Genomic DNA, 12,023 nt, shown 5'->3' with positions numbered 1-12,023 from the left:
TGTTGATCAAAAGATCGCAGCCTCGCTTCGCTCGTCAGCTCCTACAGGGATCGCATTTTCAATGTAGGAGCTGACGAGCGAAGCGAGGCTGCGATCTTTTTCGTGGGCAAAAGAAAACCCCCGACAAGCCGGGGGCCTGTCGGGGGTCTAGTGTTACCGGCTCAGCTTATTGGCAAGCTTCGCAATCCGGCTCGTCGATGGCGCAAGCCTTCGGCACTGGAGCAGGGCCGGCTGGTGCTGCCAGGACCGAGTCGTCACCGTGGTTGCCACCGCTGGAAACAGCGTTGAGCTTGCCGGTGTTGATGGTCGACTTCTCGGTGCTGGTCGCGGCCAGGGCACGGAGGTAGTAGGTGGTTTTCAGACCACGGTACCAGGCCATGCGGTAGGTCACGTCCAGCTTCTTGCCCGAAGCGCCAGCGATGTACAGGTTCAGCGATTGAGCCTGGTCGATCCACTTCTGACGACGGCTGGCCGCATCGACGATCCACTTGGTGTCCACTTCGAACGCGGTTGCATAGAGCTCCTTGAGTTCTTGCGGGATGCGCTCGATCTGCTGCACCGAACCGTCGTAGTACTTCAGGTCGTTGATCATGACCGAGTCCCACAAGCCGCGAGCCTTCAGGTCGCGAACCAGGTACGGGTTGATCACCGTGAACTCGCCCGACAGGTTCGACTTCACATACAGGTTCTGGTAGGTCGGTTCGATCGACTGCGAAACGCCAGTGATGTTGGCGATGGTCGCGGTCGGTGCGATGGCCATGATGTTCGAGTTACGGATGCCTTTCTGAACACGGGCGCGAACCGGTGCCCAATCCAGGGTTTCGTTCAGGTCGACATCGATGTACTTCTGGCCGCGCTGCTCGATCAGAATCTGTTGCGAATCCAGTGGCAGGATGCCCTTGGACCACAGCGAACCCTGGAACGTCTCGTAGGCGCCACGCTCGTCAGCCAGGTCGCAGGAAGCCTGGATCGCGTAGTAGCTGACCGCTTCCATCGACTTGTCGGCGAACTCGACGGCAGCGTCGGAACCGTAAGGGATGTGCTGCAGGTACAGCGCGTCCTGGAAGCCCATGATGCCCAGGCCGACCGGACGGTGCTTGAAGTTGGAGTTCTTCGCTTGCGGCACCGAGTAGTAGTTGATGTCGATCACGTTGTCGAGCATGCGAACGGCGGTGTTCACGGTGCGTTGCAGCTTGGCGGTGTCCAGCTTGCCGCCCACGATGTGGTTCGGCAGGTTGATCGAGCCCAGGTTGCAAACGGCGATCTCGTCCTTGTTGGTGTTCAAGGTGATCTCGGTGCACAGGTTCGAGCTGTGGACCACGCCGACGTGCTGCTGCGGGCTGCGCAGGTTGCACGGGTCCTTGAAGGTCAGCCATGGGTGGCCGGTTTCAAACAGCATGGACAGCATCTTGCGCCACAGGTCTTTGGCCTGGATGGTCTTGAACAGCTTGACCTTGCCTGGGTACTCGGTCAGGGCTTCGTAGTACTCGTAGCGCTCTTCGAAGGCCTTGCCGGTCAGGTCGTGCAGGTCCGGCACTTCGGACGGCGAGAACAGGGTCCACTTGCCGTCATCAAAGACGCGCTTCATGAACAGGTCAGGGATCCAGTTGGCGGTGTTCATGTCGTGGGTACGACGACGATCATCACCGGTGTTCTTGCGCAGCTCGATGAACTCTTCAATGTCCATGTGCCAGGTTTCCAGGTAGGCACAGACAGCGCCTTTGCGCTTGCCACCCTGGTTCACGGCGACGGCGGTGTCGTTCACTACTTTCAAGAACGGCACCACGCCCTGGGACTTGCCGTTGGTGCCCTTGATGTACGAACCCAGCGCACGAACCGGGGTCCAGTCGTTGCCCAGGCCGCCAGCGAATTTCGACAGCATGGCGTTGTCGTGGATCGCGTGGTAGATGCCCGAAAGGTCATCCGGCACGGTAGTCAGGTAGCAGCTGGACAGCTGTGGACGCAGGGTACCGGCGTTGAACAGGGTCGGAGTCGACGACATGTAGTCGAAGGACGACAACAGGTTGTAGAACTCGATCGCACGGTCTTCTTTCTGTTTCTCTTCGATCGCCAGGCCCATGGCCACGCGCATGAAGAAGATCTGCGGCAGTTCGAAACGCACGCCATCCTTGTGGATGAAGTAACGGTCGTACAGGGTTTGCAGGCCCAGGTAGGTGAACTGCTGGTCGCGTTCGTGGTTGATCGCCTTGCCGAGTTTTTCCAGGTCGAAGTCGGCCAGGACCGGGTTCAGCAATTCGAATTCGATACCTTTGGCAATGTAGGCAGGCAGGGCCTTGGCATACAGGTCGACCATCTCGTGGTGGGTCGCGCTTTCGGCAACACCGAGGAAGCCCAGGCCTTCGGCACGCAGGGTGTCCATCAGCAGGCGCGCGGTCACGAACGAGTAGTTCGGCTCACGCTCGACCAGGGTACGGGCGGTCATCACCAGGGCGGTGTTGACGTCGGTCAGGGCCACGCCGTCGTACAGGTTTTTCAGGGTTTCACGCTGGATCAGGTCGCCGTCGACTTCTTCCAGGCCTTCGCACGCTTCGGTAACGATGGTGTTCAGGCGGCCCATGTCCAGCGGCGCCAGGCTACCGTCTGCGCGGGTGATGCGGATCGACGGGTGAGCGTTGACCGCTTCTTCGGCAGGAGCGTGGGCGGCGCGTTCCTTGGAACGCGCGTCACGGTAGATCACGTAGTCGCGAGCGACTTTTTGCTCGCCGGCACGCATCAGGGCCAGTTCGACCTGGTCCTGGATTTCTTCGATGTGGATGGTGCCGCCCGATGGCATGCGACGCTTGAAGGTGGCAGTGACCTGTTCGGTCAGGCGCGCCACGGTATCGTGGATGCGCGACGAAGCGGCAGCGGTGCCACCCTCAACTGCGAGAAACGCTTTGGTGATGGCGACGGTGATCTTGTCATCGGTATAAGGAACGACAGTGCCGTTACGCTTGATCACACGCAGCTGGCCCGGCGCGGTGGCGGACAGATCCGAATTCGAATCAGCGGCCTGCGGCAAGGTGCCCTGCGGGTTCTCGCGAGTTGTGTCGGTTTGCATCGGGGGGTGTCTCCACATTCTCTATGTTTGATTGGGCACCATCTCGGTGCCCACCGTTCCGTCCTGAAGCACTACAACCGGCCAAGGCCGGGCATAACAACTTCGGGACAGTAGGAAGGGGGCTATTGGGCGCCGCTTCCATGCCGAAGTCTTTGGTCTCACGCCTTGGGCCTGAGACCTTGGTCCTTTGAGATGACAGTTGGGAGGTGGCAGTTGCACTGCAACACCCGTACCGTTTTTCACCCCATGGGCCGAAATACAGTAGCCATCCGCGCGCGCGGTTTTGGGCTTTGGAAATTACGTTTGGTTCAACCGGAAAGAGGCAATAAAAGCGCTTGAATTTGGTATCCGGTTTGTGTTTGGTATTTCACGAAAAACCCTACATCTAGGGTTTTTTTTACGCTGGGCTACAAGATAATGCGTTTTGGGGGGTGATTGCAACGTACTACCTGTGGATAAACCTGTGCGTAAATTGTGTGTTGTGAAAGGAATCGGCGTGCAGGCCGCGACGCTGCTGGACCCGGCTTTTTTTCATCGATTTTCAAGCCGCGAAAACGCCCGAGCGGATTTTTAAGGGCGCGAACCCTATCACAAAAAACTCTGTTGTCCGAACGTATATGCCGGCTTGTGTTCTGAGTGGGCGACGTTTATACAATCGGTCGGCGTGTACCCAATTTATCCACCCCTATCATTACAAAAAGACGGGCGGATCCTTCCTTATGAGCGTTCTGGCAAGTAGAGGTCACCGGTGGAACAAGAAGCCTGGCAGGTATTGATTGTGGAGGACGATCAACGTCTGGCCGAACTGACACGCGATTACCTGCAAGCCAATGGCCTGCGTGTATCGGTCGAAGGCAATGGTGCGCTGGCCGCGAACCGCATCATCAAGGAACAACCGGACCTGGTCATTCTCGACCTGATGCTGCCAGGCGAAGATGGCCTGAGTATTTGCCGCAAGGTTCGTGACCGTTATGACGGTCCGATCCTGATGCTCACCGCACGCACCGACGACACCGACCAGATCCTCGGCCTCGACCTGGGCGCCGACGACTATGTGTGCAAGCCGGTGCGCCCTCGCTTGCTGTTGGCGCGCATCCAGGCATTGCTGCGACGCAGCGAGGCGCCGGAGGTGACCCCGGAAAAACAACGACGCCTGCAATTCGGCCCGCTGGTGGTGGACAATGCATTGCGCGAAGCCTGGCTGCACGACAGTGGCATCGAACTGACCAGCGCCGAATTCGACTTGCTCTGGCTGCTGGTTGCCAACGCCGGACGCATCCTGTCCCGGGAAGAAATCTTCACCGCGTTGCGCGGCATTGGCTATGACGGCCAGGACCGTTCCATCGACGTGCGCATCTCGCGCATCCGCCCCAAGATCGGCGATGACCCGGACCATCCGCGACTGATCAAGACCGTGCGCAGCAAAGGTTATCTGTTTGTCCCCGAGGCCTGCGTAGACCCAACCCCGTGAACTCGATCTTCCTGCGTATCTACGGCGGCATGTGTGCCGCGCTGATATTGGTGGCGGTACTTGGCGTGCTGGCCTTGCACATGCTCAACCAGGTGCGCGGCGAGCAGTACCGGGAACGACTGGCCCACGGCACCTTTTCGCTGATGGCCGATAACCTGCAGCCGATGAACAAGACCGAGCGCCAGCGGGCGTTGCTGGTGTGGGAGCGGCTGCTGGGGATTCCGCTGGCGCTGAAAACCTTTGCCCAGACCGATCTCGACCTCACCCAGCGCACCCGCGTCTTGCGTGGCCAGGCCCTGGTGGAGAAGACCGGCCCGCATGCGGCCCGAGTCTATCGACTGGTCAGTGACCAGGAACAGCTTGTGCTTACGGGGGATGTCCAGCAGATCAGCGAACAACTCGCCCGGGCGACGATTTACCTCCTGGCGGACGAGCTGGTGCGCTACCCCGTGGGCGAGCAGCCGGTGCGCCTGGCGCAATTGAAAAAGGACAAGGGGTTTGGCTTCGATTTGCGTCTGGTCACGGTCCAGGAAGCCGACATGGACGAAGACCAGAGCCGTCGGGTGTCCGAGGGCGACACCGTGATGGCGCTGGGCAAGGAGGGCGATTCGATCCGGGTGTTCGCCGGTATGGTTGGCACGCCGTGGGTGCTGGAAATCGGCCCGTTGTACCAGATGAATCCGTATCCACCCGAGTGGCTGGTGCTGATTGCCGCACTGGGGCTGAGCCTGATCGGCCTGATCGTCTACCTGCTGGTGCGGCAACTGGAGCGCCGTCTGCGCGGGCTGGAAGCGGCGGCCACGCGGATCGCCAAGGGCAGTCTGGAAACCCGTGTGCCGACGCGGGGCGCGGACTCGGTGGGGCGACTGGCGTCGGCGTTCAACGGCATGGCCGAGCATCTGCAACAACTGCTGGCCATACAGCGCGAGCTGGTACGTGCCGTGTCCCACGAGTTGCGTACGCCGGTGGCGCGCCTGCGCTTTGGCCTGGAAATGATCGGATCGGCCAAGACACCGCAAGCCCTGGAAAAATACTGCGAAGGCATGGACCACGATATCGAGGACCTCGACCGCCTGGTCGACGAGATGCTGACTTACGCGCGGTTGGAGCAGGGCTCGCCGGCACTGAATTTCCAGCGTATCGACCTGGACGCCTTGGTCAATCAGGTGATCGAGGAGCTGGCGCCCTTGCGCGCCGACGTCACGGTGCAACGAGGATTGTGCCTGTCGGCCGCCGACTGTGACGACGCGTGGGTCGAGGCGGAGCCGCGCTACCTGCACCGGGCGCTGCAGAATCTGGTGAGCAATGCCATGCGCCATGCCCATTCGCGGGTCACCATCAGTTATCAGGTGGGGCAACAGCGCTGTCGGGTGGATGTCGAAGATGACGGGCCGGGAGTTCCGGAAATGGCCTGGGAGAAAATTTTCACACCATTCCTGCGACTCGACGACAGCCGGACCCGGGCCTCGGGCGGCCATGGATTGGGATTGTCGATCGTGCGGCGGATCATCCATTGGCACGACGGCCGGGCGTTGATTGGCAAGAGCAAAAGCCTGGGCGGCGCGTGTTTCAGCTTGAGCTGGCCGAGGAATCAGGAGAGGCGGTGAGCGGTTTTTTGTCGAACCTCATGTTGTGATCGACGTAGAGCCGTAGGCGCGAGGCTTGCCCGCGAAGAGCCCCTTACAAGCTGCAGAAGTCTTCAGGCCTTGATGCTGACCAGACTCAACAACTGCCCATCCTTGACCCCGAACTGTGCCTCGAGCTCGGTACCGTTGCGCCACTCGCCGGACAGGTCGGTCAACAACCGCAACCGCACTTCACCTGATTCGCTCCACTCCAGCACCTCGGCGTGTTCGAAGTAGAAGCGTTGTTGGACGATCGGGTAAAGCGCCTTGAACAGGCTCTCTTTCACTGAAAAAGTCAGGGTGACCAGCAACGCCAGTTGATCACGACGCCCAGCGGCCATGCGCTGCATTTCCGGCGGAGTGAGGATTTCCCCGGCCAGGCGTTCGGCACGTTCGGCATTGAGCAAGTTTTCCAGGTCCATCCCCAACCCTCGCCAATGGGTTTTCCTGGCGACAATCGCCGCGGCCCGACCGGTGCTGTGGGTGATCGAACCGGTGATGTGCGCAGGCCACACAGGTGCCCGGTCATCACCGATGGCCGGGCTGAAGTTCAGGCCTTCCAATTGATGCAGGGCTGCGCGGGCGCAGATTCGCCCGGCGAGAAATTCTGCCTGGCGTTTGGCGACCGAGCGCTGAATGCTCGCGGGCGCCTCGATAGCGCTGAGCTGGAAGTCATCGCTGTGCAGTTGCGAAGTATCGAAGTGGGTACTCAGCAGCACTACGTCGGGCAGCACCAACGGCAGCGGCCAATGGGCATCGAGGGGCGTGCAGCAAACGGGCAGGGCAGGGACGGAATTCATGTCGGGCATTTTGCCGGGTTGCCTTGATGCTGGGTAGTGCTTGCCACAAAAGCCCCTCAATACGGGATCTACTTGCTAAAGATCTTCTTGAAAAATGCCTGCATATCCGCCCACGATTTTTCATCCGCCACTTTGTTGTAGCCAATATCCGGCCCGCCATGATCGCCATGGCTCAAGCGATCAGCATCGGGGTTGCTGAAACCGTGCTTGGCGCCGTCGAGGCTGACAAAATGGTAGTCAGCGCCGGCCTGGTCCATCTCGGCCTTGAAGGCCGCGACGTTTTGCGGTGTGACCAGGCTGTCCTGGGCGCCGTGTTCGACGAGGACTTTCGCCTTGACGCTGCCTGGTGTCGCAGGGGTATTGGTCGCCAGCGCGCCATGGAAACTCACGACACCCGCCAGAGGAACACCCTGGCGAGCGGCATTGAGCACCACGCCGCCACCGAAGCAGTAGCCAATGGCGGCAAGCTTTTTCGGATCGGTTTGCGCCTGTCGCTTGAGCAATTCGAGTCCCGCCTGAAACCGCGCACTGGCAATTGCGTTGTCCCTTTGCACGGCCTGCATGAAGGCCATTGCGTCCTTGGGATGCTCGGTATTCTTGCCGTCGCCATACATATCGATGGCCAGGGCGCTGTAGCCCAGACCGGCGAGGTCGCGGGCGCGACGCTTGGCGTAGTCGTTCAACCCCCAGAATTCATGTACCACCACGACACCGGGACGCGGACCTTTTATTGCGTCATCAAAGGCGTAGTAGCCAAACATCCGTGTGCCGTCGGGACTTTGGTACGGGATTTCCTGAGTCTTGATGGCGGCCTGGGCCAGCCCGCTGGCGGCGAGTAAGAAGAGGGCGAAGAGCATGCGCATGGTCGGTCTCCTGCAAGAAAAACCTCGAAACATCTGGGTGGATATGGTTCAGCTCAGGTTAAGCGGGTGTTCAGGGTGGGTTCAGGGCCGCGTGGTTAATCTTGCCTCGTAGCCAAAACAACGCTAACTCTTGAGGAGCTTCACCCATGACTGGATTCAAAAAACTGCTGCTGGCATTCACCGTCTTCGGCGCTAGCACCGCAGCGATCGCTTCCAACGACAGTTTCGCCAGCCTCACTTATGGGCAGACCAGCGACAAGATCAAAAAATCCCACGCCTTGAACGATAACCTGAATAGGCCGAACGCCGACGGCGTGATTGGCAAGGACAACACTTGGGGCTTGCGTGTAGGCCAGCAAAACAGCCAAGGCCGCTACTACGCCACTTACGATAACGTGTCGGGCTCGCACAATGGCATTAAACTGCGTCAGGAAAACCTGCTGGGCAGCTTCGACCTGTTCCATCCGCTGGGTACTGATACCAGGCTGTTCGGCGGAGCCTCGGCCGGATTGACCAAAATGACCCAGGAATCACCAGGCTTCAGTCGCGACAGCAACATCGGTTACGCCATCGGTGCACAGGCAGGCATTCTGCAACAGGTTTCGCAAAACACTTCTGTTGAACTGGGGTACCGTTACCTGCGCAGTAACGCCAGCACCGAAATGAGTGAGCGAGGTGGTAGCAAACAAGGTTCGCTGAGCTTGACCAGCAGCGCACAGACCTACCTTTCAGCCAACTACGCTTTCTGAAAAGCGAGTGTGACCGCCGCGCCGGGTCAATCCAGGAGATTGATCCGGCGCGGCCCGTCAACCATGGAGGTCCGTCAATCGTGCCTCTGGAGTATTTGATTTGCCTGGGAGAGCGAGATGAAACTGCTGGTCGTCGAGGATGAAGCGCTGTTGCGTCATCACCTGCAAACCCGCCTGACGGATAGCGGCCATGTGGTCGAGTCCGTGGCCAACGCCGTTGATGCGCTGTACCAGACAGGGCAGTTCAATCATGACCTGGCGGTGATTGATCTCGGGTTGCCGGGCATGGGCGGGCTGGATCTGATCCGTCAGTTGCGCTCGCAGGGCAAGACCTTTCCGATCCTGATCCTCACAGCACGTGGTAACTGGGAGGACAAGGTGGAAGGTCTTGCTGCCGGTGCCGACGACTATGTGGTCAAGCCCTTCCAGTTTGAAGAACTGGAAGCTCGGCTAAATGCATTGTTGCGTCGCTCCAGCGGGTTTACCCAGTCAACGATCGTTGCCGGGCCGCTACTGCTGGACCTCAATCGCAAGCAGGCGACCCTTGATGAGCAACCCCTGGCGTTGACCGCGTATGAATACCGGATACTCGAGTACTTGATGCGCCACCACCAGCAGGTGGTGCCCAAGGATCGTTTGATGGAGCAGCTTTATCCCGATGATGACGACCGCGATCCGAACGTGATTGAAGTGCTGGTTGGCCGGCTGCGTCGCAAACTCGAAGGTACCTCCGGTTTCAAGCCAATTGATACGGTGCGTGGGCTGGGCTATCTGTTCACCGAGCGTTGCACTTGATCGGTTCTCTTCGCGTTCGCCTGATGCTCGCCGCCACGATCCTGGCGGTATTGTTCATGCTGGCATTGTTGCCGGCGATGCAGGGAGCATTCAGCCTGGCACTGCAGGATGCCATCGAGCAGCGATTGGCGTCGGACGTCACCACGTTGATCTCCGCCGCACGGGTTGAGAACAACCGCTTGCTGATGCCGGAACAGTTGCCCGATGAGCGCTTCAACCTGGCTGATGGCAATTTGCTCGGTTACATCTACAGCCGCGAGGGCCAATTGGTGTGGCGTTCGAAGGACACCCTTGACGCGAATATCAATTACAAGCCGCGTTACGACGGGCGCGGTAATGAATTTGCCAGGATTCGCCAGGACAATGGCCAGGAATTTTTCGTCTATGACGTCGAGGTCAAACTCCTCGGTGGCAAAAGTGCGGCGTTCAGCTTTGTCGCGTTGCAACCGGCGCGTGAATACGACGCCACGCTCGGCGGCCTGCGAGACAACCTGTACTTGGGTTTCGGCGCGGCGTTACTGGTGCTTCTGGCGTTGCTTTGGGTCGGCTTGACCTGGGGGTTGCAGGCATTGCGCCGGCTGAGCCAGGAACTGGATGAGATCGAAAGCGGAACCCGCGAAAGCCTGAGTGAACAGCACCCGCGTGAACTGCTGCGCCTGACTGGCTCTCTCAACCGTCTGCTGTTCAGCGAGCGCGAACAGCGTAGCCGTTATCGCGATTCACTCGACGACTTGGCTCATAGCTTGAAAACCCCACTGGCGGTATTGCAGGGTGTCAGCGAAGGCATGGCGCAACGCCCTGAGGACCGGGAGCAGGCCTGGGTGCTGCAGACACAGATTGAGCGCATGAGCCAGCAGATCAGTTACCAACTGCAACGAGCCAGCCTGCGCAAAAGCGGTCTGGTGCGTCATCAGGTGCGCCTGCAACCGGTGTTGCAGAGCCTTTGCGACACACTGGACAAGGTCTATCGCGACAAACAGGTACAAGTAACCTTCGATTTGCCGGAGCCGTGTCTGGTCCCTATCGAGCAGGGCGCCTTGCTGGAAATGTTGGGCAATCTGCTGGAGAACGCTTATCGACTGTGCCTGAGCGAGGTGCGCGTCAGCGTGCGCGCCCTTAACGGAATCGAGATATGTGTAGAAGACGATGGTCCAGGCGTCCCGCTCGATCAGCGCACACGGATCCTGCAGCGCGGTGAGCGCCTGGACCGACAGCATCCGGGGCAGGGTATTGGCTTGGCGGTGGTCAAGGACATCATCGAAAGCTATAGCGCAAGACTTACCCTGGGTGACTCGCCCCTGGGCGGTGCGGCTTTCCGTATTCAGTTTCCGCAGGCGTGATGCTGTAGGAGACAGCTTGCTGGCGATGGCGATCGTACAGACGCTATCGCCAGCAATCCGGCTCCTACAAATCCCGAGCCCGATAGGCCCCTGGCGTCAGTCCGGTCCACTTCTTGAATGCCCTATGAAACGCTGACGGTTCGGAAAATCCCAATTGCTCAGCGATCTGTTGCAATGGCAAGTCGTTGCGGCCCAGGTGATAAATGGCGATGTCGCGGCGTAGTTGGTCCTTCAGCTCCTGAAAACTGGTGTTTTCTTCACGCAGATGCCGGCGTAGCGTTTGCTGGCTGATATGCAGGTGCGCAGCCACGGCCTCCAGATCCGGCCAGGGTGACCTGTCGCGACTGAGCAAGCGTCGCAACTGGCTACTCAGGCTGTGGCCGTCATCGGGGCGTGATAACAGATCGGCAGGCGAGCGTTCAAGGAACTGCTTGAGCGTGCGTTCGTCTTGCAACAGTGGCATGTCCAAGTAGCGGCTGTGAAACAGCAGGCTGCTCTGTTGTGCCGAAAACTCGAGCGGGCACGAGAACAACAACTCGTATTCGGCACCATGTTCCGGTCGCGGATAGCTGAACGTGGCGTGCTCCAGCCGAATACGCTGGCCGATCAACCAGCTGGCGAAGCGATGCCAGATCACCAATAGACTCTCGGTGAGGAAATGTTCCGGGTCCCAGAGGTGTGAGTCATCCAGGCTCAGTCGAATCATTTCGTCTTCGCGCGCCAGCGTCAGGCGCGGGGCGTCCGGGAATAGGCTGTAAAACATTAATCCGCGATGCAGTGCCTTATCCAGATTGCGGCAATGGATAACGGCATGACACATCATCGCGAAGCTGCCTGGCTTGCTGACACCTTGCCCGAAACCCAGGTACTCATCGTCCAATGCCAGCCAAAGTCCCTGGATCAGGCGGGTGAATTGTTCCGGAGGAATGCGCGCTCGAGGCTCGTCGAGCAATTCGGGGCTGATCCCCAATTGCTGCAGCAGTCCTGAATAATCGTAGCCACGCCGTTGCGCCCCACCGAGAACGGCGCGGGCGAAATGACTGGCGATGGTGCGTTCGCGCATAGCAGGCAAGTCCGTCCATTGAACGACGGATGGTAGCCGCGCTTCATACCCATGAACAAGGCGGATATCCGCCAGATTACCGGGGTGTGATTCGACGAGTGGGCGGAAATCCGCCATGGCTCAAACGTCGTGCGCGGCCCTGGAAAAACCTGCAGCCCTTGTTGTCACAAGGCTTACAGACTTTTCGTACAAGGTGGCACGGGCCTTGCGATGGAACCAGCAGATGCCTGCCGTCGCGCAGCTCGAAAAAACAAAT

Annotated in this window: 9 protein-coding genes; 5 read left to right on the top strand and 4 right to left on the bottom strand. The window is 59.4% G+C overall.

From position 1 onward, the window contains the following. Positions 1-166: 166 nt before the first annotated feature. Entirely contained in the window at positions 167-3,061 is a 2,895-nt protein-coding gene (locus HGP31_RS24535; protein WP_033045505.1) for a ribonucleoside-diphosphate reductase subunit alpha, read from the bottom strand. Between the two features lie 748 nt (positions 3,062-3,809). Here HGP31_RS24535 and HGP31_RS24530 point away from each other — a divergent pair. Further along, entirely contained in the window at positions 3,810-4,532 is a 723-nt protein-coding gene (locus tag HGP31_RS24530; protein WP_151143168.1) for a response regulator, read from the top strand. Beyond that, entirely contained in the window at positions 4,529-6,139 is a 1,611-nt protein-coding gene (locus HGP31_RS24525) for an ATP-binding protein (protein WP_168758841.1), read from the top strand. Before HGP31_RS24530 ends, HGP31_RS24525 begins: the two co-directional genes overlap by 4 nt. A gap of 92 nt (positions 6,140-6,231) precedes the next feature. Here HGP31_RS24525 and HGP31_RS24520 read toward each other — a convergent pair whose 3' ends face one another. Both HGP31_RS24520 and HGP31_RS24515 read right to left on the bottom strand, forming a co-directional pair. Further along, positions 6,232-6,957, bottom strand: coding sequence for a 4'-phosphopantetheinyl transferase family protein (locus HGP31_RS24520; RefSeq protein ID WP_202807815.1), 726 nt, complete (start codon positions 6,955-6,957; stop codon positions 6,232-6,234). 68 nt (positions 6,958-7,025) lie between these two features. After that, entirely contained in the window at positions 7,026-7,820 is a 795-nt protein-coding gene (locus tag HGP31_RS24515) for a dienelactone hydrolase family protein (protein WP_168758840.1), read from the bottom strand. A gap of 146 nt (positions 7,821-7,966) precedes the next feature. Here HGP31_RS24515 and HGP31_RS24510 point away from each other — a divergent pair, with 146 nt between their 5' ends. From HGP31_RS24510 to HGP31_RS24500, 3 genes are all read left to right on the top strand, one after another. Further along, positions 7,967-8,569 carry a hypothetical protein gene (locus tag HGP31_RS24510; protein ID WP_020800613.1) on the top strand — a complete coding sequence of 201 codons (603 nt, stop codon included), beginning with the start codon at positions 7,967-7,969 and terminating at the stop codon, positions 8,567-8,569. A gap of 117 nt (positions 8,570-8,686) precedes the next feature. Then, the gene (locus HGP31_RS24505) at positions 8,687-9,364 is read left to right on the top strand and encodes a response regulator transcription factor (RefSeq protein WP_020800614.1); all 678 of its coding nucleotides are present in this window, start codon (positions 8,687-8,689) and stop codon (positions 9,362-9,364) included. After that, positions 9,361-10,704 carry an ATP-binding protein gene (locus tag HGP31_RS24500; protein ID WP_020800615.1) on the top strand — a complete coding sequence of 448 codons (1,344 nt, stop codon included), beginning with the start codon at positions 9,361-9,363 and terminating at the stop codon, positions 10,702-10,704. The genes HGP31_RS24505 and HGP31_RS24500 overlap by 4 nt, the downstream gene beginning before the upstream one ends. A 64-nt stretch (positions 10,705-10,768) precedes the next feature. On the opposite strand, the gene HGP31_RS24495 is transcribed toward HGP31_RS24500, so the two are convergent. Continuing rightward, entirely contained in the window at positions 10,769-11,767 is a 999-nt protein-coding gene (locus HGP31_RS24495) for an AraC family transcriptional regulator (protein WP_151143162.1), read from the bottom strand. Positions 11,768-12,023: the final 256 nt, after the last annotated feature.

It is taken from the genome of Pseudomonas umsongensis (genome assembly GCF_012647205.1).
GTDB lineage: Bacteria > Pseudomonadota > Gammaproteobacteria > Pseudomonadales > Pseudomonadaceae > Aquipseudomonas > Aquipseudomonas umsongensis.
This window is presented reverse-complemented; position numbering and strand designations above follow the sequence as displayed.